At 71.1% G+C, this 23,560-nt stretch carries 16 protein-coding genes; 14 read left to right on the plus strand and 2 right to left on the minus strand.

Going from position 1 to position 23,560, the window contains the following annotated elements; genetic code table 11:
• Positions 1-15 precede the first annotated feature (15 nt).
• Positions 16-2,073 carry a TPM domain-containing protein gene (locus IE245_RS10555; RefSeq protein ID WP_189946669.1) on the minus strand — a complete coding sequence of 686 codons (2,058 nt, stop codon included), beginning with the start codon at positions 2,071-2,073 and terminating at the stop codon, positions 16-18.
• 45 nt (positions 2,074-2,118) lie between these two features.
• Between IE245_RS10555 and IE245_RS10560 the strand changes: the two genes are divergently transcribed.
• The 14 genes from IE245_RS10560 (at position 2,119) to IE245_RS10625 (ending at position 21,274) form a co-directional block, all read left to right on the plus strand.
• Positions 2,119-3,261 carry a glycoside hydrolase family 18 protein gene (locus IE245_RS10560; RefSeq protein WP_373305303.1) on the plus strand — a complete coding sequence of 381 codons (1,143 nt, stop codon included), beginning with the start codon at positions 2,119-2,121 and terminating at the stop codon, positions 3,259-3,261.
• A 130-nt stretch (positions 3,262-3,391) separates the two neighbouring features.
• Complete coding sequence (locus IE245_RS10565; protein WP_189946531.1) at positions 3,392-5,773, plus strand: ABC transporter family substrate-binding protein; 2,382 nt, start codon at positions 3,392-3,394, stop codon at positions 5,771-5,773.
• A 275-nt stretch (positions 5,774-6,048) separates the two neighbouring features.
• On the plus strand, positions 6,049-7,950 hold the full coding sequence (gene typA / locus IE245_RS10570) for a translational GTPase TypA (RefSeq protein ID WP_189946532.1): 1,902 nt from the start codon (positions 6,049-6,051) through the stop codon (positions 7,948-7,950).
• Between the two features lie 452 nt (positions 7,951-8,402).
• Complete coding sequence (locus IE245_RS10575) at positions 8,403-10,019, plus strand: peptide ABC transporter substrate-binding protein (RefSeq protein ID WP_189946533.1); 1,617 nt, start codon at positions 8,403-8,405, stop codon at positions 10,017-10,019.
• A 139-nt stretch (positions 10,020-10,158) separates the two neighbouring features.
• Positions 10,159-11,088: an ABC transporter permease gene (locus IE245_RS10580; protein ID WP_189946534.1), complete on the plus strand. Its 930-nt coding sequence runs from the start codon at positions 10,159-10,161 to the stop codon at positions 11,086-11,088.
• On the plus strand, positions 11,081-12,040 hold the full coding sequence (locus IE245_RS10585) for an ABC transporter permease (RefSeq protein ID WP_189946535.1): 960 nt from the start codon (positions 11,081-11,083) through the stop codon (positions 12,038-12,040). The genes IE245_RS10580 and IE245_RS10585 overlap by 8 nt, the downstream gene beginning before the upstream one ends.
• A 14-nt stretch (positions 12,041-12,054) precedes the next feature.
• A complete protein-coding gene (locus tag IE245_RS10590) occupies positions 12,055-13,113 on the plus strand; it encodes an ABC transporter ATP-binding protein (protein ID WP_189946536.1) in 1,059 nt (352 codons plus the stop codon).
• Positions 13,106-14,194, plus strand: a complete 1,089-nt coding sequence (locus tag IE245_RS10595) for an ABC transporter ATP-binding protein (protein ID WP_189946537.1) — start codon at positions 13,106-13,108, stop codon at positions 14,192-14,194. The genes IE245_RS10590 and IE245_RS10595 overlap by 8 nt, the downstream gene beginning before the upstream one ends.
• 175 nt (positions 14,195-14,369) lie before the next feature.
• Positions 14,370-15,995: a peptide ABC transporter substrate-binding protein gene (locus IE245_RS10600; RefSeq protein WP_189946538.1), complete on the plus strand. Its 1,626-nt coding sequence runs from the start codon at positions 14,370-14,372 to the stop codon at positions 15,993-15,995.
• An 84-nt stretch (positions 15,996-16,079) separates the two neighbouring features.
• Positions 16,080-17,003 (plus strand): ABC transporter permease, encoded by a 924-nt coding sequence (locus tag IE245_RS10605; protein WP_189946539.1) that lies wholly within the window; start codon positions 16,080-16,082, stop codon positions 17,001-17,003.
• Positions 16,996-17,982 (plus strand): ABC transporter permease, encoded by a 987-nt coding sequence (locus tag IE245_RS10610; protein ID WP_189946540.1) that lies wholly within the window; start codon positions 16,996-16,998, stop codon positions 17,980-17,982. Before IE245_RS10605 ends, IE245_RS10610 begins: the two co-directional genes overlap by 8 nt.
• Positions 17,983-17,988: 6 nt before the next feature.
• Positions 17,989-18,972 carry an ABC transporter ATP-binding protein gene (locus IE245_RS10615; protein ID WP_189946541.1) on the plus strand — a complete coding sequence of 328 codons (984 nt, stop codon included), beginning with the start codon at positions 17,989-17,991 and terminating at the stop codon, positions 18,970-18,972.
• Positions 18,965-20,152, plus strand: coding sequence for an ABC transporter ATP-binding protein (locus IE245_RS10620; protein WP_189946542.1), 1,188 nt, complete (start codon positions 18,965-18,967; stop codon positions 20,150-20,152). The genes IE245_RS10615 and IE245_RS10620 overlap by 8 nt, the downstream gene beginning before the upstream one ends.
• 183 nt (positions 20,153-20,335) lie before the next feature.
• Complete coding sequence (locus tag IE245_RS10625) at positions 20,336-21,274, plus strand: hypothetical protein (RefSeq protein ID WP_189946543.1); 939 nt, start codon at positions 20,336-20,338, stop codon at positions 21,272-21,274.
• Here the strand turns inward: IE245_RS10625 and IE245_RS10630 are convergent.
• The gene (locus tag IE245_RS10630) at positions 21,250-23,436 is read right to left on the minus strand and encodes a S9 family peptidase (protein WP_189946544.1); all 2,187 of its coding nucleotides are present in this window, start codon (positions 23,434-23,436) and stop codon (positions 21,250-21,252) included. The genes IE245_RS10625 and IE245_RS10630 overlap by 25 nt on opposite strands.
• Between the last annotated feature and the right edge of the window lie 124 nt (positions 23,437-23,560).

Raw genomic sequence — 23,560 nt, forward strand, 5'->3', positions numbered from 1 at the left:
CGCGCGGACGGGGAGTCAGAAGCGGCCGCCGCCGCCCCGCCGGCCGCGCGTGCCGCCGCCGCCGAAACTGCCCGGCCCGCCGCCGAGGCCCCCGCCGCCGAAGCCTCCGCCGCCGAAGCCTCCGCCCCCTCTGCCGGAACCACCGCCGAACAGGCCGCCGAGGATGATGCCGCCGAGCACGGCCCCGCCGAGGCCGCCGCCCCCGCTCCCGCCCGTCCCCGCCACTCCGCCCAGGCCGTTCGGGTTCCCGTACCGGCGCACGTCCTGCTCCGCCAGCTCCTGCGCCCGCCGGGCCAGCGCGTCCGCCCGCTGCGCCTCCGCCAGCGCCGCCTGCGGCTCGTCCGCCGCCAGCGCCCGCGCCCCCTCCAGGCGCCGCTGGGCCTCCGCGAGCCGGGTCCTGGCCTCGCTGCCCACCGCGCCCCGGTGCGTCTGGACGTAGTCCGAGGCCGCCCCCAGCTCCGCCCGGGCCGTCAGCAGCGCCTGCTCCAGGAGCGTCCGGGCCCGCGCGTCCCCGGACTCGCGCTCCCGCGCCCCGGCGAGCGCGCCGTCCAGGGCCGCGTCCGCCTCCTCGACCCGGCGCAGCGCGTCCAGGGGGTCGTACCGCCCCGATTCCACCGCCCGCCGCACCTCCGCCGCCACCGCCTCCGCGCGGGCGATCCGGCTCCGCAGATCGCCCGTCGAGGCGCCCTCGGCGGCCCCTTCGAGGAGACCCCGGGCCTCGGCGAGGTCGGCGTCCGTCTCGGTGAGCGCGCCCGGCAGCCGGCCGGCCGCCTCGGCCAGCTCCCGCGCCCGCCGGTCCACGGCCTCGATCAGCCGGGCCGCCTGGTCGACCGCGCCCTCGGCGGCCCGCACGTGCACCGCCGCCGAGCCGTTGTCGCCGTCGTCGACGGCCTGGCGGGCCTGGTTGACGCGGGCGGTGGCGAAGACCAGCCGGTCCTTGGCCTGCTCGACGCCGCCGGCGACCGGCGCGGCCGCCGACTCCGTGTACCGCTCCCGCATCGTCGCGAGGGCGGCCTCGGCGCCGCCGACCCGGCCGGTCTGCTCCCGGAAGGCCGCCTCGACCTCGGCCAGCGCCTCCGGCGCGGTCCGCTCCAGGGCCCGCAGCCGGTCGAAGTCCTCGGTCTCCGCGTCGAGCCGGGCATTCGCCTCGGCGCAGCGGCGCAGGATCTCGTCGAGCAGGGAGCGCCGGGTGGCGTCGTCCTCGGGGAAGGAGTCGTCGAGCTTCTGCCGCAGCCGGAAGGAAGCGGTCAGCCGGTCCTTGGCGAAGGCCACGGCCTCCTCGAAGGGCCGGGTGGCCTCCTCGCCGAACTGGGCGGTGGCGAAGCCGAGTTCCTCCTGGCTGGTGCGGACGGCGTCGTCGGTGGCGACCAGCGTCCGCCGCGCCTCGCCGTCCAGCTCCTCCAGGGAGGGCGGCGCGGGCTGTCCCCAGCCCTGCCCGCCGCCACCGGGGGTGGTGCGGGTGGTGCTCCGCCGGCGCCTGCGGGAGTACGCGTACGCCGCCACCGCGCCGGCGCCGCCGACCAGCGCGATCGGGAGGACCAGATCGCTGCCGGAGGGCGAGCCGGCCCCGGAACCGCCGGGGTCGGCGGGACCGGGGGTGATCTCGGGGGAGGGCACGGGCCGGCCGGCGAGGACGGCGGAGTAGCCGTCCGCCGCGCCGATCGCGGCGCCCGCCCAGTCGTTCTGCCGCAGTGCCGGCTCGATCGCGGTCCTGGCCACGTCGTCGAGCTGGTCCTGGGTGAGCCGGGAGTCGGGGTCGGCCGAGTAGCCGTACCGCCGTTCGTGGGTGGCGACGGCGAGCAGCACGTCGTCGAGGCCGAGGCCGTTGCGCGCGGCGGTGGCGTCGGCCCAGTCCTGGCCGGAGCGGCCGGAGAAGTCCCGGACGTAGACCACGAAGAGCTGGAGCCGGCGGTCGTCGTAGAGCCGGTCGAGGGCCTCGGCGACCTCCGGGCGCCGGTCGCGCAGCGCGCCCACCCGGTCGAGGACCTGCCCGTCGGAGGGGAGGACGACGGGGTCGTCGGCGCGGGCGCCGGCCGCGGCGGGCGCGACCAGCCACCACGCCGCCACCAGCATCGCGAGCAGGGCTCGGGTGGCTGTTCGGGTCACAGGAGGGAGGTTATGGGCGGTATTGCGCCGCCGCGACCGGACGGCCGCCCGGAAACCGACCGGTGGGGGAGGGGCGTCCCCGGGAGAGTCGATCATCGCCGTGACGCTCTGGGGGCTCATATGGACGGACGACTGAAACGGATGTGGCGCAAGGGGCGCTGGTGGGTCTTGGGGCTCGTCCTCGTCCTCGTCGTGCCGCCGCTCTTCGGCGCGCTCGCGCTGCGGGTCAGTTACGCGGGCGACCTGCGCGACGACGCGCGCACGCGGGGGAGGGACGCGTACTGGATCGGGCACGCGTGGGTGGACGGCCGGAAGCAGGACGCCGACCTGCTGGCGCTGGCCGAGCGGCTGAAGGGCACCGGGATCAAGGACCTGTACGTGCACGCGGGGCCGCTCGAACACGACGGCACGCTGCCGGCCGCCCGGCACCCGCGGGCGCGGTGGCTGACCGACGGGATCCACCGGGTGCTGCCCGGGATCCGCGTCCAGGCCTGGCTCGGCGACATCCTCGCCAATGACGGGCCGGTCGGCCTGCGGCTCTCCGACCCCGCGTCCCGGGCGGCCGTCACGGCCTCCGCCCGGCAGGTCCTGGACGCGGGCTTCGACGGCGTCCACTTCGACCTGGAGCCCCTCCAGTCCGGCGACCCCGACTACCTGACGCTCCTCGACGACCTGGGACGCCTGACCCGGGCCCGGAAGGCGCCGCTCTCCGTCGCCGCGCACCAGATCGACCCGCTGCCCGGCGCGCACTCCGCGCTCCGCGTCTTCTCCGACCAGGGCAAGTGGTGGTCGCAGGAGTACTTCGGGGAGGTGGCGCGACGGGTCGACCAGATCGCGGTGATGTCGTACGACACCTGGATGCCGCTGGAGAGCCTGTACGGCGGGTACGTCGCCCAGCAGACCTCGCTGGCCCTGGAGGTGACGCCGGAGAGCACCGACCTGCTGATGGGGCTGCCCTTCTTCCACGAGGACGACCTCGGGCACCACGAGAACGCGGAGACGGTGGCGGCGGGGGTGCGGGGGGTGCGGCTCGGTCTGGGCCGCACCGACCCCTCGCGCGAACGCTTCGGCGTGGCCCTCTACGTCGACTTCGCCGAACGCCCCGAGGACTGGGCCGCCTACCGCGAGGGCTGGTCCCGCCCCGCGGCGGGTTGAGCCGCACGGGTGGGTTCGGCGGGGGCGTCGCCGTGTCGGCCGGGCCCCGTTCCGCGCGTGCCGTTCAGTGGGATGACCAATAGGTCTGATCATCTCCAAATGGCATAAAAACGGACGAAGGGGTAAAAGCATGTCCCAGGTCGGTGCCCCCCAGGGAAGGACATGGCCCGGTCCGGCCAGGAGCCCGCGCTCCCGGACCCTCCGCTCCGTCGCCGCCCTCACCACCGCGGCGCTCGCCGTGACCGTCCTCGCCGGCTGCAGCTCCGACGAGGACGCCGGTACCGGCCCCGCCGCCGCCCAGGACAACGCGCCCACCGCGCGCGCCCTCGTCGACGACGGCGGCACCCTGCGCTGGGCGGTGGACGCCCTCCCCGCCACCTTCAACGCCTTCCAGGCCGACGCCGACGCGGCCACCAGCCGGGTCGCCGGCGCCGTCCTGCCCGCCCTGCACACCCTGGACGAACGCGGCCGGCCCCGGCTCAACCCCGACTACCTGGAGACCGCCGAGGTCGTCGAGACCGAGCCCCGCCAGGTCGTCCTCTACAAGCTCAACCAGCAGGCCGTGTGGAGCGACGGCCGCGAGATCGGCGCCGCCGACTTCGTCGCCCAGTGGCGCGCCCTCAGCGGCCGCGACACCGCCTACTGGACCGCCCGCAACGCCGGCTACGAGCGCATCGAGAAGATCGAGAAGGGCAAGAACGACCTGGAGGTGCGGGTCACCTTCGCCAAGCCCTACGCCGACTGGCGCGCCCTGTTCACCCCGCTCTACCCGAAGCAGGTGATGGGCTCCCCGAACTCCTTCAACGACGGCGCCCGCACCACCCTCAAGGCCACTGCGGGACCGTTTCTCCTGAGCGAGGTGGACCGGAAGACCGGAGACCTCACCCTCACCCGCAACCCCCGCTGGTGGGGGACGGCCGCCAAGCTCGACAGCCTCGTCCTGCGCGCCGTCCCGCGGGCCGACCGGGAGGCCGCCCTCGCCGGCGGGAAGCTCGACCTCGCCGAGATCGACCGCTCCACCGCCGAGCGGATCGCCCTCGCCCTCAAGGACGCCGACGCGGGCCGCGGCGGCGCCGAGGCCGCCCGGCTGCACGGCCCCGGCTCCGCCGTCACCCCCGGCAAGGCCCTCAGGTCCTGGGCCCTCGCCCACGGCGAGGACGAGGAGCTGGCCGCGGAGGTCAGGGCCGCCCGCGCCCAGAACGAGGCGGCCGTCGCCCGCTACGCCGCCGCCCAGGACACCCTCGCCGGCTACGTCGTCCGCAAGTCCCTGGAGCCCGCCTACACCCAGCTCTCCCTCAACGGCGAGTCCGGGCCGCTCGCCGACGAGCGGGTCCGCCGCGCGGTCGCCCGCGCCATCGACCGCCGGGAGATCGCCGAATCCGTGCTCAAGCCGCTCGGCCTCCCCGCCGAGCCGCCCGGCAGCCACCTGGCCCTGGCCGGACAGCCCGCCTACGCCGACAGCAGCGACGCCCTCGGCGACCAGGACACCAAGGAGGCACGCGCCCTCCTCGCCGACGCCGGCTGGGTCCCGGGCGGCGCCCAGAAGAAGCCGGCCGGCACCAAGGCCGGTGCCGAGGCGGAGAAGAAGGCGGCGGGGACGACCGGGAAGAAGGCCGAGGAGGCCGACTCCGGGAAGAAGGCCGAGCAGAGCGACACCGCCTCCGACGACGGCCTCTACATCGTCGGCGACGACAAGCCCGGTGAGCTCCGCGCCGCCCCCCGCATCGGCCCCGGCGGCCCCGAGGCCGGCACCCGGGTCCTCGCCCCGGCCCCCGCCGCCGCCCGCGAGAGCGCCGCCCTCCTCGCCCGCGCCGAGGCACTCGACACCGGCGCCCGCGCCGCGGCGGCGGCCGCGCCCGCGAACGCCAAGCCGGACAAGGGCGTCGCCGGCGCCTACGCCCCCCTGGGCAGCGCCGCCCCGGCCGCCGTCCCCGCCGCCTCCCAGGCCCTCGGCAAGGACGGCAAGGCCCTCAGCCTCCGCTTCGTCCTGCCCTCGGGCCCCGGCTCGGAGACGCTGCGGGCGGTCGGCGACCGGATCGTCCGGATGCTGGACGCGGTGGGGATCCGCACCGAGGTGACCAAGGTGTCCGACGAGAGCTTCTTCAAGGACCACGTCGCCTCGGGCGACTACGACCTGGCCCTCTACTCGTGGCCCGCCTCCGCCTACCCGGCGACCGACGCCCGGCCGATCTTCGCCAAGCCCGAGCCCGCCTCGGACGGCTCCCTGCTGGTCGAGCAGAACTACTCGCGCGTCGGCACGGACCGCATCGACCAGCTCTTCGACCAGGCGGCCGGCACCCTCGACGAGGAGGAGGCGGGCGATCTGATCCGCCAGGCCGACGCCCGGATCTGGGCCGCGGCCGGATCCATCCCCCTGTACCAGCGCCCCCAGCTGGTCGCGGCCCGGCAGGACGTGGTGAACGCCGGCGCCTGGGGCTTCGCCGCCCCCCGGTACCAGGACATCGGTTTCAAGAAGAGCGAAACGACCAAGGGTAGCCCGTCGAAAGACTGAAAGCGCAGGCCACAACCTCTGAAGCAGCTCAAGTTCCTTGCCCGCCGGCGGCCCCGGCGGGCAGGATCGCGTCGGCCCCTTGACCCGGACCGCATGATCTTCCCCACACCCTGTGACCCGCCCTGAAACGTCCCAGTAGACCCTCTCGGATCGATCCGGGGAAGCCCCTTGCACGCCAGCCCCGTACCATAGGACATAGCCGTGGCGCGTCCGCCCGGCGGGCGTAAGAGGAACTGACGCCGATTCCCACGATCCGAGAGAAGCGCAAGCCACCCATGCCCACGCGCCACGACATCCGTAACGTCGCCATCGTCGCCCACGTCGACCACGGCAAGACGACCATCGTCGACGCCATGCTCAAGCAGGCCGGTGCCTTCGCCGCCCACCAGCAGCTCGACGACCGCATGATGGACTCGAACGACCTGGAGCGTGAGAAGGGCATCACGATCCTCGCCAAGAACACGGCGGTGAAGTACCACCCCAAGGACGGCGGGGCCCCGATCACGATCAACATCATCGACACCCCCGGCCACGCCGACTTCGGCGGCGAGGTCGAGCGCGGTCTGTCGATGGTCGACGCCGTCGTCCTCCTGGTGGACGCCTCCGAGGGCCCGCTCCCGCAGACCCGCTTCGTGCTGCGCAAGGCGCTCCAGCAGCGCAAGCCCGTCATCCTCTGCATCAACAAGACGGACCGCCCCGACTCCCGGATCGACGAGGTCGTCAACGAGACCTACGACCTCTTCCTGGACCTGGACGCCGACGAGGACCAGATCGAGTTCCCGATCGTCTACGCCTGCGGCCGCGACGGCATCGCCTCGCTGACCAAGCCCGAGGACGGCACGGTCCCGCAGGACTCCGAGAACCTGGAGCCCTTCTTCTCCACCATCCTGGAGCACGTCCCGGCCCCGTCGTACGAGGAGGACGCGCCGCTCCAGGCCCACGTCACCAACCTCGACGCCGACAACTTCCTCGGCCGCATCGCGCTGCTCCGCGTCGAGCAGGGCGAGCTGCGCAAGGGCCAGACGGTCGCGTGGATCAAGCGCGACGGCACGATCTCCAACGTCCGCATCACCGAGCTGATGATGACCGAGGCGCTCACCCGCAAGCCGGCCGAGGTCGCCGGCCCCGGTGACATCTGCGCCGTCGCCGGCATCCCCGACATCATGATCGGCGAGACCCTGGCCGACCCGGAGAACCCGGTCGCGCTCCCGCTGATCACGGTCGACCAGCCGGCCATCTCCATGACCATCGGCACGAACACCTCGCCGCTCGTCGGCCGCGGCGGCACCGGCAAGGGCGCGGACGCCAAGTCCGCGGTCAAGGACCGCAAGGTCACCGCCCGCCAGGTGAAGGACCGCCTCGACCGCGAGCTCATCGGCAACGTCTCGCTCCGCGTCCTGGAGACCGAGCGCCCGGACGCCTGGGAGGTCCAGGGCCGCGGTGAGCTCGCGCTCGCCATCCTGGTCGAGCAGATGCGCCGCGAGGGATTCGAGCTCACCATCGGCAAGCCGCAGGTCGTCACCAAGGAGGTCGACGGCAAGATCCACGAGCCCGTCGAGCGCCTCACGGTCGACGTGCCCGAGGAGCACATGGGCGCCGTCACGCAGCTCATGGGCGTCCGCAAGGGCCGCATGGACAACATGTCGAACCACGGCTCCGGCTGGGTCCGCATGGAGTTCGTCGTCCCGTCCCGCGGCCTGATCGGCTTCCGTACGGAGTTCCTGACCCAGACCCGCGGCACCGGCATCGCCCACTCGATCCACGAGGGCCACGAGCCGTGGTTCGGCCCGCTCCAGACCCGTAACAACGGCTCGCTGGTCGCCGACCGCGCGGGCGCCGTCACCGCCTTCGCGATGACCAACCTCCAGGAGCGCGGCGTCCTGTTCACCGACCCCGGCACCGAGGTGTACGAGGGCATGATCGTCGGCGAGAACTCGCGCTCCGACGACATGGACGTGAACATCACCAAGGAGAAGAAGCTCACGAACATGCGGTCCTCGTCGGCCGACTCGTTCGAGGCGATCGTCCCGCCGCGCAAGCTCTCCCTGGAGCAGTCCCTGGAGTTCTGCCGCGACGACGAGTGCGTCGAGGTGACCCCGGAGGCCGTCCGCATCCGCAAGGTCGTCCTGGACCAGAAGGAGCGCGCCCGCTCCGCCTCGCGCGCCAAGAACGCCTGAGCCGCGCCCGGCGCCGCAACCGGGAGCAGCCGCGCGGAGAACGGCTGAGCCGCATCTCACACGAAGGGCCTGGCCACTCGCACACTGTGCGAGTGGCCAGGCCTTTTTCGTCAAACGCATTGCCCGGGCGAGGTGTCCGGATTCCGGTCATCGCTCTCCGGTACGTGTGTTAACGGTCCGTTTCGCGGGTGTCTGTCTGTGCTCAGTTTGTCCGGATTTCGGTATCTGGGGCCTTGGTGATGTTGTCAAAACGAGACCACTTAAGTGTGGTTTACAGCCCGGACGTACTTAATAGTTGGCTGCATTGAGCTCGGGTCAATGGGTCACGCACTGTGGGGAGTGCCGACTCACGAGCACACTCGGGGTACCGGGGGATCAGCGCCGTCAGGGGTGTCGGCAGGTCTCGAAGTGCCCTTCTCGTAGTGACAAGTGGACTCATGAGGAGGAAACCCATGCGCGGTGCCAAGAGCGCCAAGTGGGTAACGGGCGCGATCATCGTCGCCCTGGCTGCGACTGCCTGTGGCGGCAGTGACGGCGGGACCAAGAAGGACAGCAAGGCCGCGGGCAAGCCCGAGGGCTACGTCTCCATCGACGTCGGCGAGCCGCAGAACCCGCTCATCCCGGCCGACACGAACGAGTCCAACGGTGGCTACGCGATCCGTGCGCTCTTCACGCAGCTGCTGACGTTCGACGACAAGGGCGAGATCGTCCTCACCAACGCCGAGTCCGTGGAGACCAAGGACTCGAAGCTGTGGACCGTCAAGCTCAAGGACGGCTGGAAGTTCCACAACGGCGAGGCCGTGACGGCCAAGTCGTACGTCGACGCGTGGAACTGGTACGCCAACGCCAAGAACAAGCAGAAGAACGCGTACTGGTTCTCGGACATCAAGGGCTACGACGACCTCAACCCCGAGAAGGGTGAGCCGAAGGCCCAGGCCATGTCCGGTCTGAAGGTCCTGGACGACAGCTCCTTCACCATCGAGCTGAAGACCAAGGTCCCGTACTTCAACTACAAGCTGGGCTACACCACCTTCGCCCCGCTTCCCAAGGTCTTCTACGACGACCCGAAGGCCTTCGGCCTGAAGCCGGTCGGCAACGGTCCCTACCAGTTTGAGAAGTGGGACCGCAAGAAGCTCATCCAGATGAAGGCCTTCGACGACTACAAGGGCCCGAACCGTGCCCTGAACAAGGGCCTCCAGTTCAAGAGCTACACGACGGTCGAGGCGGCCTACAAGGACCTCCTCTCCGGCAACCTCGACATCGTCAAGACCGTCGGCCCGACCGACCTGCCGAAGTACAAGCAGGACCTCGGCGAGGGTGCGCTCGAGGTGTCCTTCGCCGGCGTCCAGTCGCTCGTCCCGGCCTGGTACTCGGATACCTTCAAGGACATCGACCCGAAGGTCGTCCAGGGTCTGTCCATGGCGATCGACCGCGACACGATCACCAAGACCGTCCTGAACAACACCCGTACCCCGGCGAAGGGCTTCACCCCGCCGCAGGTCAAGGGCTTCCAGGAGCTCGGTGAGATCACCGAGTACAACCCGGCCAAGGCCAAGCAGCTCATCACCGAGGGCGGCGGCGTCCCCGGCAACAAGTTCACCATCCAGTACAACAGCGACGGCGGCCACAAGGAGTGGGTGACCGCGGTCTGCGAGTCGATCCGCAACGCCACCGGCGTCGACTGCGTCGGCGACCCGAAGCCGGACTTCCCGACCGACCTCGAGGCCCGCGACGCCAACCAGGTCAAGGGCATGTACCGCGGTGGCTGGATCGCCGACTACCCGGTCAACGTGAACTTCCTGAAGGAGCTGTACCACTCCAAGGCGGAGTCCAACAGCGGCCGCTTCTCCGACAAGGAGATCGACGAGCTGATGGCCAAGGGTGACAACGCCAACTCGATCGAGGAGTCGGTGAAGGCGTACCAGGAGGTGGAGAAGAAGCTGGCGCAGAAGATGCCGGCCATCCCGCTCTGGTACTACCGCACCAACGCCGGTCACGGAAAGGCCGTCACCAACGTGACCGTCGACTTCCATGGCGAGATCGTGCTGAACGCCGTCACCCCCAAGTAACGGGTTCGCGCCACTCACCCCCTCTACTCGGCCATCGCCCGCCACAGCCTGAACCGGCGACGGCGGGAGGCTGCGGGGGCCGCCCCCTCTCGAACCGGGCGGCCCCCGCCGCTGCTGTAAACCCCTCACGGAGGCACCCATGGGGCGCTATGTCGTACGACGACTGCTCCAGATGATCCCGGTCTTCATCGGGTCCACCTTTTTGATCTTCTCCATGATGTACGCGCTGCCCGGCGACCCCGTCAGAGCGCTCATGGGTGATCAGTCGTTCGACCCCGAAAGACTCGCCAGCATCCGGGCGGAACTCGGCCTCGACAAGCCGCTGCTGCTCCAGTACGCGAGCTACCTCGGCAACCTGCTGCAGGGCGACTTCGGTACCGAGATCGTCAGCGGCCGACCCGTCGCCGACATCATCGCCGCCGCCTTCCCGGTCACGATCCAGCTGACGATCTTCGCGTTCACCTTCACGGTGCTCGTGGGCGTCGGTCTCGGTGTCGTCGCCGGTCTGCGTCCGAACAGCATCCGCGACCGCGGACTGCTCACCCTGACGCTGGTCCTGATCTCCATGCCCTCCTTCGTGCTGGGCTTCCTGATGCAGTACCTCTTCGCCTTCCAGTTCGAGCTCACCACGGCAACCGTGCCGGAGGACCCGGCGATCACGGACATGATGCTGCCGGCCATCGTGCTCGGCTCGCTCTCGCTCGCGTACGTGGCCCGGCTGACCCGTACGTCGATGGCGGAGAACCTGCGCGCCGACTACATGCGCACCGCGGTGGCCAAGGGCCTGCCGCGCCGCCGGATCGTCGGCGTCCACCTGATGCGCAACTCGATGATCCCGGTCGTCACCTTCCTGGGCACCGACATCGGCACCCTGATGACCGGCGCGATCGTGACCGAGGGCATCTTCAACGTCAAGGGTGTCGGTGGCGCCATCTACGAGGCGCTGTTCCGCCGTGAGGGAGCGACCGTCGTCGGCATCGCCTCGCTGATCATCCTGGTCTACCTCCTCACCAGCCTGCTCGTCGACCTGCTCTACGCGGTCCTGGACCCGAGGATTCGGTATGCCTGACACGACTGACGGAAAGATGCTGACCGCTCCCGGTCCTGCCGTCACCGAGACCGTCGCACCGGGCCCGGAGTCCGGTCCCGCGCCCGCGAAGGCGCGCTCCCTCTGGTCCGACGCCTGGCACGACCTGCGCCGCCAGCCGATGTTCCTGGTCTCCGCCGCGCTGATCGTGCTGCTGCTGGTGATCTCCTTCGCGCCCGGACTCTTCACCAGCGCCTCGCCGCGCCACGCGGACCTGGCCAACCACTACCTCCAGCCGCCGAACTGGGGCAACTTCTTCGCCCCCGACTGGCTCGGCTACGACGGTCAGGGCCGGTCCATCTACGCCCGCATCGTCTACGGTGCCCGAGCCTCGCTCACCGTCGGCATCGGCGTCACGGTCCTGGTCACCCTGCTCGGCACCCTGGTCGGCATGCTCGCCGGCTACTTCGGCGGCTGGGCGGACACCATCCTGTCCCGGGTCACCGACATCTTCTTCGGCATCCCGTTCCTGCTCGGCGCGCTCGTCGTCCTCACCACCTTCGAGGAGCGCACCGTCTGGGTCGTGATCCTGGCCCTCGCCTTCCTCGGCTGGACCCAGATCGCCCGTGTCGCCCGCGGCGCGGTGATCACCATCAAGCAGGCGGACTACGTCGTCGCGGCCAAGGCGCTCGGCGCCTCCACCTCGCGCATCCTGCTGAAGCACATCCTGCCGAACGCCCTGGCGCCGATCATCGTCGTCGCCACCATCGCCCTCGGCGGTTACATCGCGGCCGAAGCCACCCTGTCGTTCCTCGGCGTGGGCCTGGCCGAGCCGACGGTGTCGTGGGGCGGCGACGTGTCCACCGGACGAGAGCAGCTGCGCAACGCGCCGTACGTCCTGATCGTCCCGTCGGTGATGGTCTCGATCACCGTGCTCTCGTTCCTCATGTTCGGCGATGCGGTGCGCAACGCCCTCGACCCCAAGCTGCGCTGAGGAGGGCGTAAATCGTGAGCACCATCAACAAGACCGCGACCGTCCCGGCGCCGCGCGAGAGCGGGCACCACAACGGCCCGCTGCTCGAAGTCAAGAACCTGCACGTCGAGTTCCACACCCGTGACGGTGTGGCCAAGGCGGTCAACGGAGTCAACTACTCGGTGGACGCCGGCGAGACCCTCGCCGTCCTCGGCGAGTCCGGCTCCGGCAAGTCCGTCACCGCCCAGGCCATCATGGGCATCCTCGACATGCCGCCCGGCAGGATCCCGCAGGGCGAGATCCTGTTCCGCGGCGAGGACATGCTGAAGATGTCCGACGAGGAGCGCCGCAAGATCCGCGGCCGGAAGATCGCGATGATCTTCCAGGACGCGCTCTCGTCGCTGAACCCGGTCCTCTCCGTCGGCTACCAGCTCGGCGAGATGTTCCGCGTCCACCAGGGCCTGTCCAAGAAGGACGCCAAGCTCAAGGCCATCGAGCTGATGGACAAGGTCAAGATTCCCGCCGCCAAGGCGCGGGTCGGCGACTACCCGCACATGTTCTCCGGCGGTATGCGCCAGCGCATCATGATCGCCATGGCGCTCGCCCTGGAGCCCGACCTGATCATCGCCGACGAGCCGACCACGGCTCTCGACGTGACGGTCCAGGCCCAGGTCATGGACCTCCTGGCGGAGCTCCAGCGCGAGTACAACATGGGTCTGATCCTGATCACCCACGACCTCGGCGTCGTCGCCGACGTCGCGGACAAGATCGCCGTCATGTACGCCGGTCGGATCGTCGAGCAGGCGCCCGTGCACGAGCTGTACGCGCGCCCCGCGCACCCGTACACCCGCGGTCTGCTCGACTCGATCCCGCGCCTGGACCAGAAGGGCCAGGAGCTCTACGCGATCAAGGGCCTGCCGCCGAACCTGCTCAAGGTCCCGACGGGCTGCGCCTTCAACCCGCGCTGCCCCAAGGCCACCGACCTCTGCCGTACGGAGGTCCCGGCCCTGGCGCCGGTCACCGAGCAGGACGGCGCGGATCTCCCGGGCCGGAAGAGCGCCTGCCACTTCTGGAAGGAGACGATCCATGGCTGAGCTCAGCAAGAACGACGAGGCCGTGGCCGCCGCGCTGGACGTCCCCGTCCAGCGGGGGGAGCCCATCCTCCAGGTGCGCAACCTGCAGAAGCACTTCCCGCTGACGCAGGGCATCCTCTTCAAGAAGCAGGTCGGCGCGGTCAAGGCCGTGGACGGGGTCTCCTTCGATCTCTACCAGGGCGAGACCCTCGGCATCGTGGGCGAGTCCGGCTGCGGCAAGTCCACGGTCGCCAAGCTCCTGATGAACCTGGAGCGGGCCACCGCGGGCGAGGTCTTCTACAAGGGCCAGGACATCACCAAGCTGTCGGGGCGCGCGCTGAAGGCCGTGCGCCGCAACATCCAGATGGTGTTCCAGGACCCGTACACCTCGCTGAACCCGCGCATGACGGTCGGCGACATCATCGGCGAGACCTTCGACATCCACCCCGAGGTGGCCCCGAAGGGCGAGCGGCGCCGCAAGGTGCAGGACCTGCTCGACGTCGTCGGTCTGAACCCGGAGTACATCAACCGGTACCCGCACCAGTTCTCCGGCGGTCAGCGCCAGCGCATCGGCATCGCCCGCGGCCTCGCGCTCAACCCGGAGATCATCATCTGCGACGAGCCCGTCTCGGCCCTGGACGTCTCCGTCCAGGCGCAGGTGATCAACCTGATGGAGAAGCTCCAGGACGAGTTCAACCTGTCCTACATCTTCATCGCGCACGACCTGTCGATCGTCCGGCACATCTCGGACCGCGTCGGCGTCATGTACCTCGGCAAGATGGCCGAGATCGGTACGGACGCGGAGATCTACGACCACCCGACGCACCCGTACACCCAGGCGCTGCTCTCCGCCGTGCCGGTGCCGGACCCGCAGGCCCGTGCCGACCGCGACCGCATCATCCTCACGGGTGACGTGCCCTCGCCGGCCAACCCGCCGTCGGGCTGCCGCTTCCGCACCCGGTGCTGGAAGGCCCAGGACAAGTGCGCCGAGGAGCAGCCGCTGCTGGCGATCCCGGAGCGCTTCCGCGGCCAGGACACCCCCGCGGCCCACGAGTCGGCGTGCCACTTCGCCGAGGAGCGGGACGTGGTCCACGCGGGCTGACGGACCGTGACCGCCCGAAGGACCAGGGCCCCTCGCACCCCCGCCGGGTGCGGGGGGCCCTTCCGCGTCCGCGCGCCCGCTCGCGTACCCGCTCGGACGCCGTAGAAGTGCACTTCCGTCAATATCGAGTGATATTGGGGCCTAAGTCACGCTCAGGACAATCGGGAGGCACTCCATGCGCGGAGCCACGCACGCCAAGTGGGCCGCACTGGCCACCGCCGTCGCCCTCGCGGCGACCGCCTGCGGCGGCGGTGACGACAGTGGCGGCGGAGGGGCCGACGGCATCGTGAGCTCCTCCTGGGGCGACCCGCAGAACCCACTGGAGCCGGCGAACACCAACGAGGTCCAGGGCGGCAAGGTCCTCGACATGATCTTCCGCGGGCTCAAGCGGTACGACCCGAAGACCGGCGAGGCCAAGGACATGCTCGCCGAGAAGATCGAGACGACCGACTCGACCAACTTCACCATCACCGTCAAGGACGGCTGGACCTTCTCCAACGGCGAGAAGGTCACCGCCCAGTCCTTCGTCGACGCCTGGAACTACGGCGCCGCTCTGAAGAACAACCAGAAGAACGCCTACTTCTTCGGCTACATCGAGGGCTACGACAAGGTCCACCCCGAGAAGGGCGAGGCCACCGCCGACACGATGTCCGGCCTCAAGGTCACCGGCCCGCGGACCTTCACGGTGAAGCTCACCCAGAAGTTCTCGACCTTCCCCGACACCCTCGGCTACGCGGCCTTCGCCCCGCTCCCGAAGGCCTTCTTCGACGACCGGGACGCCTGGCTGTCGAAGCCCGTCGGCAACGGCCCGTACACCGTCGACTCGTACTCCAAGGGCTCCCAGATGGAGCTCAAGCGCTGGGACGACTACCCCGGTGACGACAAGGCCCAGAACGGCGGCATCACCCTCAAGGTCTACACGGACAACAACACCGCGTACACCGACCTGATCGCCGGCAACCTCGACCTCGTCGACGACGTCCCCGCCGCCCAGCTCAAGAACGTCTCCGCCGACCTCGGCGACCGGTACATCAACACGCCGGCCGGCATCATCCAGACCCTCTCCTTCCCGTTCTACGACGACGCGTGGAACAAGCCGGGCCAGGAGAAGCTCCGCCAGGGCCTGTCGAGGGCCATCGACCGCGAGCAGATCACCGAGACGATCTTCCAGAAGACCCGCACGCCCGCCGTCGACTGGACCTCCCCGGTCCTCGGCGAGGAGGGCGGCTTCAAGGACGTCTGCGGCGACTTCTGCAAGTACGACGCCGCCGAGGCGAAGAAGCTGGTCGCCGAGGGCGGCGGCATCCCCGGCGGCACGATGAGGATCTCGTACAACGCCGACACCGGCTCCCACAAGGAGTGGGTGGACGCCGTCTGCAACTCCATCAACCGGGCCCTCGGCGACAACAAGGCCTGCGTCGGCAACCCCATCGGCACCTTCGCCGACTACCGCAACCAGGTCACCACCCAGAAGCTCGACGGCCCCTTCCGGGCCGGCTGGCAGATGGACTACCCGCTGATCCAGAACTTCCTGCAGCCGCTGTACTACACCAACGCCTCGTCCAACGACGGCAAGTACACCAGCGCCGAGTTCGACAAGCTGGTGGACCAGGCCAACGCCGAGACCGACATCCCGAAGGCGGTCGGCCTCTTCCAGCAGGCCGAGGAAGTCCTCCGCGACGACATGGGCGCCATCCCGCTCTGGTACCAGAACGGCAGCGCCGGCTACTCCGACCGGGTCGAGAACGTCGCCCTCAACCCGTTCAGCGTCCCGGTCTACGACCAGATCAAGGTCAAGTGACGTCGTCGTAGGCCGGTGGCGCACGGCCCGGCACGCGGACCCCCGCGCCGGGCCGTACGCCTTCCCCCCTCCCTGGAGGTCCCCGTGGGTCGATATGTGATCCGGCGGCTGCTGCAGATGATCCCGGTCTTCTTCGGTGCCACGCTGCTGATCTTCCTGATGGTGAACGTGATGGGCGATCCCATCGCCGGACTCTGCGGCGACCGCGCCTGCGACCCGGCGACCGCCGCCCGGCTGAGGCAGGAGTTCGGCCTCGACAAGCCCGTCTGGCAGCAATACCTGACCTACATGGGCAACGTCTTCACCGGCGACTTCGGCACCGCCTTCAACGGGCAGCCGGTCACCGAACTGATGGCCAACGCCTTCCCGGTCACCATCCGGCTCACCCTCGTCGCCATCCTCTTCGAGATCGTCATCGGCATCAGCCTCGGCGTCGTCACCGGCCTCAAGCGCGGCCGCCCCGTCGACACCACCGTCCTGCTGCTGACCCTGGTCGTCCTCTCCGTCCCCACCTTCGTCACCGGCCTGCTCGTCCAGCTGCTGCTCGGCGTGAAGTGGGGCTGGATCGACCCGGCCGTCTCGCCCGCCGCCACCTTCGACGAACTGATCGTCCCCGGCCTGGTCCTCGCCTCGGTCTCGCTCGCGTACGTCACCCGGCTCACCCGCACCTCGATCGCCGAGAACAAGCGCGCCGACTACGTCCGCACCGCCATCGCCAAGGGCCTCCCGCGCCGCCGGGTCGTCAGCCGCCACCTGCTGCGCAACAGCCTCATCCCGGTGGTCACCTTCATCGGCGCCGACGTCGGCGCCCTCATGGGCGGCGCCATCGTCACCGAACGGATCTTCAACATCCACGGCGTCGGCTACCAGCTCTACCAGGGCATCGTCCGGCAGAACACCCAGACCGTGGTCGGCTTCGTGACGATCCTCGTCCTGATCTTCCTGCTGGCCAACCTCCTGGTGGACCTCCTGTACGCCGTCCTTGACCCGAGGATTCGCTATGCCTGAGCCGCTCGAACCGCTGGAAGAGGGTCGCTCGATCGCCGCGACCGGCGCCGGGGGAGCCACCGACCTCGCCATGGCCGAGGCCGAGACCCTGGAGCAGACGCCGGACGGCCCCCGGGGCACCGGACCCGACAGCAAACCCCGCTCCCTCTGGTCCGACGCCTGGCACGACCTGCGCCGCAACCCGATCTTCATCGTCTCCGGCCTGATCATCCTCTTCCTGGTGGTCATCGCGATCTGGCCGTCCCTGATCGCCTCCGGCGACCCCCTCGACTGCGACCTCTCCAAGGCGCAGGAGGGTTCCCAGCCCGGCCACCCCTTCGGCTTCAACGGGCAGGGCTGCGACGTCTACACCCGCACCGTCTACGGAGCCAGGGCCTCCATCCAGGTCGGCGTCTTCGCCACCCTCGGCGTGACCCTCCTCGGCGCCGTCCTCGGCGGCCTCGCCGGCTTCTTCGGCGGCACCTGGGACGGCATCCTCTCCCGGATCACCGACATCTTCTTCGCCATCCCCGTCGTCCTCGGCGGCCTGGTCCTGCTCTCCGTCGTCAGCAACAACACCGTCTGGCCCGTCATCGGCTTCATGGTGCTGCTCGGCTGGCCGCAGCTCTCCCGCATCGCCCGCGGCTCGGTGATCACCGCCAAACAGAACGACTACGTGCAGGCCGCCCGCGCGCTCGGCGCCTCCAACTCCCGGATGCTGCTCCGGCACATCACGCCCAACGCCCTCGCGCCCGTCATCGTCGTCGCCACCATCGCCCTCGGCACCTACATCGCCCTGGAGGCGACCCTGTCCTTCCTCGGCGTCGGCCTGAAGCCGCCGACGGTCTCCTGGGGCATCGACATCTCCTCGGCCTCGCCGTACATCCGCAACGCGCCGCACATGCTGCTCTGGCCCTCCGGCGCGCTCGCGATCACGGTGCTCGCCTTCATCATGCTCGGCGACGCCGTCCGCGACGCCCTCGACCCGAAGCTGAGGTAGGCACCCATGCTGCTCGAAGTGCGCGACCTGCACGTGGAGTTCCACACCCGCGACGGGATCGCCAAGGCGGTCAACGGCGTGAACTACTCCGTCGACTCGGGGGAGACCCTCGCCGTCCTCGGCGAGTCCGGCTCCGGCAAGTCCGTCACCGCCCAGGCCGTCATGGGCATCCTCGACATGCCCCCCGGGAGGATCACCAGCGGCGAGATCCTCTTCCAGGGCCAGGACCTGCTGAAGCTCAAGGAGGAGGAGCGCAGGAAGGTCCGCGGCGCCAAGATGGCGATGATCTTCCAGGACGCGCTCTCCTCCCTCAACCCCGTCCTCAGCGTCGGCGAACAGCTCGGCGAGATGTTCGTCGTCCACCAGGGGATGAGCAAGAAGGACGCCCGCGCCCAGGCCGTCGAGCTCATGGACCGGGTCCGCATCCCCGCCGCCAAGGAACGCGTCGGCCAGTACCCCCACCAGTTCTCCGGAGGCATGCGCCAGCGCATCATGATCGCCATGGCGCTCGCCCTGGAGCCCGAGCTGATCATCGCCGACGAGCCCACCACCGCCCTCGACGTCACCGTCCAGGCCCAGGTCATGGACCTGCTCGCGGAGCTCCAGCGCGAGTACAACATGGGGCTCATCCTCATCACCCACGACCTCGGCGTCGTCGCCGACGTCGCCGACAACATCGCCGTCATGTACGCCGGCCGGATCGTCGAGAAGGCCCCCGTCCACGAGATCTACAAGGCGCCCGCCCACCCCTACACCCGCGGCCTCCTCGACTCCATCCCGCGCCTGGACCAGAAGGGCCAGGAGCTGTACGCGATCAAGGGCCTGCCGCCCAACCTGCTCGCCATCCCGCCCGGCTGCGCCTTCAACCCGCGCTGCCCGATGGCGCAGGACGTCTGCCGCACCGACGTGCCCCCGCTGTACGAGGTCACCGAATCGCCCGTCCCGCGCTCCAGCGCCTGCCACTTCTGGAAGGAGTGCCTCCATGGCTGAGGCGATTCTCGAGGTCCGGGACCTGCACAAGCACTACCCGCTGACCCAGGGCGTCCTCTTCAAGAAGCAGGTCGGCGCGGTCAGGGCGGTCGACGGCGTCGACTTCGACCTCGCCGCCGGCGAGACCCTCGGGATCGTCGGCGAGTCCGGCTGCGGCAAGTCGACCGTCGCGAAGATGCTGGTCAACCTGGAGAAGCCGACCTCCGGCTCGATCAAGTACAAGGGCGAGGACCTCACCAAGCTCTCCCCGCGCGCCCTCAAGGCCGTCCGCCGCAACATCCAGATGGTCTTCCAGGACCCCTACACCTCGCTCAACCCGCGCATGACGGTCGGCGACATCATCGGCGAGCCGTACGAGATCCACCCCGAGGTCGCGCCGAAGGGGGACCGGCGCCGCAAGGTCCAGGACCTGCTCGACGTCGTCGGCCTCAACCCCGAGTACATCAACCGCTACCCGCACCAGTTCTCCGGCGGCCAGCGCCAGCGCATCGGCATCGCCCGCGGCCTCGCCCTCCAGCCCGAGATCATCGTCGCCGACGAGCCGGTCTCCGCCCTCGACGTCTCCGTCCAGGCCCAGGTCGTCAACCTGCTCGACCGGCTCCAGTCCGAGTTCTCCCTCAGCTACGTCTTCATCGCCCACGACCTGTCGATCGTGCGGCACATCTCGGACCGGGTCGGCGTCATGTACCTCGGCCGGATCGTGGAGATCGGCACCGACACCCAGATCTACGACCACCCCACCCACCCCTACACGCAGGCGCTGCTCTCCGCGGTGCCCGTCCCGGACCCCGAGGCCCGCGCCCACCGCGAGCGGATCATCCTCACCGGCGACGTGCCCTCCCCGGCCAACATCCCCTCCGGTTGCCGCTTCCGCACCCGCTGCTGGAAGGCGCGGGAGCGGTGCGAGCTGGAGGTCCCGCTGCTCGCCGTCCCGGCCGTCTTCCGCCTCACCGACAGCCCCGCCCACCACCCCTCCGCCTGCCACTTCGCCGAGGAGAAGCAGGTCGTCCCGCCGGAGGACTCCCTGACCCACCCGGACCCCCTGGCGGAGGGCCCGGCCCCGGTGGAGGCGGCCCGCGAGGCCCAGGCACCGGAGGGTCCGGGTCCGGGGAGACCGGGTCCGGACGGCCAGGGCCCGGAGGGGCCTCCCGAGGAGCCGGGCAGCCCGAAGACCCTCTGACGCGGGGCCCTTTAACGCCTCGGCAATCACCGAGTATCGGATCCGATATACGAATACTGGATCCTGTCGGTCATGCGGCCCGTGCGGGTGCCGTCGACCGGCGGGGGCTCCCCGAGCCCCCGCCGGGACACCGTTCCGCGGAACCGCTTGTCTCCGCCGCCCCTGACCGTGAGTATCGGCCCCGTGACTGTGACACGACCGGCACGTCTCACCGGCGCGGCGCTCGCCGCCGTGCTCGCGCTCGTCCCCTTCGTCTGGATCCTGCGCGACCTCGCCGCCCTCGGCTCGCCCGAGGACCTGTTCCGGCACTGGGTCGGCGACCGCTTCCGGCTCGGTCACGCCCGGTCGGCCACCACCCTGCTCGACCCGCTGCTCTGCCTCGCCGCCGCCGGCACCGCCCTCGCGGCCCTCCGCTCCCGGCACGCCGCCGCCGCGCTCGCCGCCACCGGCGCCGTCACCCTCGCCGTACGCCTCCCCGGCCTCTGGTCCCACGGCACCGGGCCCCTCGTCACCGCCCTCGCCGAGACCGCCCTGGGCGCCGGACTCCTCCTCACCGCCCTCACCGGCCGCCGCCCGCCGGCCGGCCCCGACGAACCGGTCCCCACCCGGCCCCGCCCCGGGCCGGCCGCCGCGGCGGGCGTCCTGCTCGCCGTCGCCGCCCTCGTCCTGCTGGCCCGGGAGATCGACCGGGCCACCGGGCTCGGCCTCCGCCTCGCCGTCGACCGCTACACCGGCGGCCGCTCCGTCCTCGGCCCCGCGCTCGGCGTCCCGCCCGGCTGGCTCGCCGCCGTCCTCGTCGCCCTCCACCTGACGGCCGCCGTCTCCGCCTTCGCCGCCGCCCGGCACACCCGCCCCCTCGGCCTGCTCGCCGGCGGCCTCCTCCTCGGCACCGGCCTCGCCGAACTCGCCCGCCTCGCCCGGCTCCACCTCCACCACGACGGCGTCGTGTACGTCCGGGCCCCCGAACTCGACGTCCCCGCCCTCGCCACCGCGCTCTTCTGCGCGCTCGCCGGGGCCGCCGTCCTCGCCCTCCTGGCCGGGCGCGGCGCCCCCGACGCCGCACCCGCCCCGCGCCCGGCGGCGACCCCGCCGCCGCCCTACCCGCGGCCGCCCGGCTGGTGATCCCGGAAGCCGCCCAGCGACCGCTTCAGGAAGTCGACCTGGAGCAGCAGCAGGTTCTCCGCCACCTGCTCCTGCGGGGTCATGTGCGTCACCCCCGACAGCGGCAGCACCTCGTGCGGGCGGCCCGCCGCGAGGAGCGCCGACGACAGCCGCAGCGCGTGCGCCACCACCACGTTGTCGTCCGCGAGACCGTGCACGATCATCATCGGCCGGGCCGGCTCCTCCGGCGCCGACAGACCGTCGTCGGTGAGCAGCGACTGCGCCGCGTACACCTCGGGCTCCGTCTCCGGGGTGCCCAGGTACCGCTCCGTGTAGTGGGTGTCGTACAGCCGCCAGTCCGTCACCGGCGCGCCCACCACCGCCGCGTGGAAGACATCGGGCCGCCGCAGCACCGCGAGCCCCGCCAGGTAGCCGCCGAACGACCAGCCCCGCACCGCCACCCGGTCCAGGTCCAGCGGGAACCGCTCCGCGAGCGCCCGCACCGCCGCCACCTGGTCCTCCAGCGTCACCGCGAAGTCCCGCAGCACCGCCTTCTCCCACGAGGGGGAGCGCCACGGCGTCCCCCGGCCGTCCGCCACCACCACCGCGAAGCCCTGCTCGGCGAACCACTGCGAGGTCAGGTGCGCGTTGTGCGCGGCCACCACCCGGGGCCCGTGCGGGCCACCGTACGGATCCATCAGGACCGGCAGCGGCCCGTGCCCCTCCTCGTACCAGGACGGCAGCAGCACCGCGCAGGGGATCCGCCGCTCACCGGCCTCGGTGAACACCGGCGCGGCCCGCAGCGGCGGTTCGGCCGCGTACGAGCCCACCACCGCCACCGGCCGCCCCGCGCGCAGCACCCGCGCCACCGGGCCCGGCGCGTCCGGCCGGGAGGAGACCAGCACGGTCACCCCGCCGCCGCGCACCGCCCCGTGCCAGCCCGCGCCCTCCGAGACCCGCTCCGCGCCCGCCGCCGACACCCGGTACACATGCGTCTCGCCCGTCTCCGGGGCCTCGGCCGCCTCGCCCGCCGACGCCGACACCAGCACGTCGTCCTCGCCGACGTCGAGCACCGCCCGCACGTGCAGCGAGGCGTCCGTCAGCGTCTCCCCGCCCACGGACAGCGCCCGCGCCCCGCTCTCGTCGCCGATCCGCACCAGCTTCCCGTCCGGCGACCAGCACGGCACCCCCGGCAGCAGCTCCAGCCAGGCCGGGTCCGTGTCCTCCCGCACGGTCGTCGTCGCGCCCGAGGCGGGGTCCACCGCCAGCACCCGCTGGCTCCGCTGGTCCCGGGCCTGGACGAGGAGCAGCGGCGCGCCCGCCGAGGACCAGTGCACGCGCGCGAGGTACGGGAACCGCTCCCGGTCCCACACCACTTCGGTGCGGGAGCCGTCGAGGCCGTGGCGGAAGAGCCGCACCTCCGCGTCGGGCGTCCCCGCCGCCGGGTACGCCACCCGCTGCGGTTCCCGGTCCGGGTGCGCCGGGTCCGCGATGTACCACCGGCGCACCTCACGGTCGTCCGCGCGGGCCACCAGGAGCGCGTCCGACTCCGGAGACCACCAGAATCCGCGGTCCCGTCCCATTTCCTCCGAGGCGATGAATTCGGCCAATCCGTAGGTGGTGTTCCCGTCCTCCGGAACCGCCAGTTCCCGATCGCCGGAACCATCGGCTCCGACCACCCGCAGGGCCCCGCCCGACACATACGCCACCAGGCGTCCGTCCGGCGACGGCCGCGGGTCGATCACCGGTCCCGGCACCGGCAGCTCCCGTGCCGTCCCGGTCCGCAGCTCGGCCGTGAACAGCCGCCCGGACAGGGCGAACGCCGCCAGCTCCACCGCCGCGTCCACCGCGTAGCCGACGATCCCCGCCGACCCCTCGCGGCTGCGTTCGCGCCGCGCCTGCTCCTCGGCCGACAGCTCCTCCTCGGCCCCCGCGAGCAGCGCGGACGGTTCCGCGGCGACCCGTTCCACCGGCTCGCCGCCGTCCGCCGGCAGGTCGAGCACCATCAGCGCGTGCGTCCGGTCCGTGCCCGAACCGGAACGGACGAAGACGACCCGCTCCCCGTCCGGGGAGACCGAGAAACCGCGCGGCACCCCGAGCGTGAACCGCTGGGTCCGGGCGTGCAGGCGAGGGAAGGAGAGCCCCACGGGTGGGGCGGCAGAGTGCTGCTGAGACAAGGTCATACGGCCGAAAGTAGCGCTGTACGCCCCCTCGCGCGCCTGTACGCCGATCAATGCGCGGGTACGGATAGTTATGATCCGTAGCGCTTGGTGGGTGCCCCTCCGTGGGTATGCACTCGCGTGGGGT

The sequence above is a fragment of the Streptomyces roseolus genome, assembly GCF_014649855.1.
In the GTDB taxonomy this organism is placed as follows: Bacteria; Actinomycetota; Actinomycetes; order Streptomycetales; family Streptomycetaceae; genus Streptomyces; species Streptomyces roseolus.

Coding starts and splice junctions, on each gene's coding strand:
- IE245_RS10630 (WP_189946544.1), bottom strand. CDS start 23,436: ATGACCTTGTCTCAGCAGCACTCTGCCGCCCCACCCGTGGGGCTCTCC.
- IE245_RS10595 (WP_189946537.1), top strand. CDS start 13,106: ATGGCTGAGCTCAGCAAGAACGACGAGGCCGTGGCCGCCGCGCTGGAC.
- IE245_RS10580 (WP_189946534.1), top strand. CDS start 10,159: ATGGGGCGCTATGTCGTACGACGACTGCTCCAGATGATCCCGGTCTTC.
- typA (WP_189946532.1), top strand. CDS start 6,049: ATGCCCACGCGCCACGACATCCGTAACGTCGCCATCGTCGCCCACGTC.
- IE245_RS10600 (WP_189946538.1), top strand. CDS start 14,370: ATGCGCGGAGCCACGCACGCCAAGTGGGCCGCACTGGCCACCGCCGTC.
- IE245_RS10610 (WP_189946540.1), top strand. CDS start 16,996: ATGCCTGAGCCGCTCGAACCGCTGGAAGAGGGTCGCTCGATCGCCGCG.
- IE245_RS10560 (WP_373305303.1), top strand. CDS start 2,119: ATGGGCGGTATTGCGCCGCCGCGACCGGACGGCCGCCCGGAAACCGAC.
- IE245_RS10575 (WP_189946533.1), top strand. CDS start 8,403: ATGCGCGGTGCCAAGAGCGCCAAGTGGGTAACGGGCGCGATCATCGTC.
- IE245_RS10585 (WP_189946535.1), top strand. CDS start 11,081: ATGCCTGACACGACTGACGGAAAGATGCTGACCGCTCCCGGTCCTGCC.
- IE245_RS10620 (WP_189946542.1), top strand. CDS start 18,965: ATGGCTGAGGCGATTCTCGAGGTCCGGGACCTGCACAAGCACTACCCG.
- IE245_RS10615 (WP_189946541.1), top strand. CDS start 17,989: ATGCTGCTCGAAGTGCGCGACCTGCACGTGGAGTTCCACACCCGCGAC.
- IE245_RS10555 (WP_189946669.1), bottom strand. CDS start 2,073: ATGCTGGTGGCGGCGTGGTGGCTGGTCGCGCCCGCCGCGGCCGGCGCC.
- IE245_RS10565 (WP_189946531.1), top strand. CDS start 3,392: ATGTCCCAGGTCGGTGCCCCCCAGGGAAGGACATGGCCCGGTCCGGCC.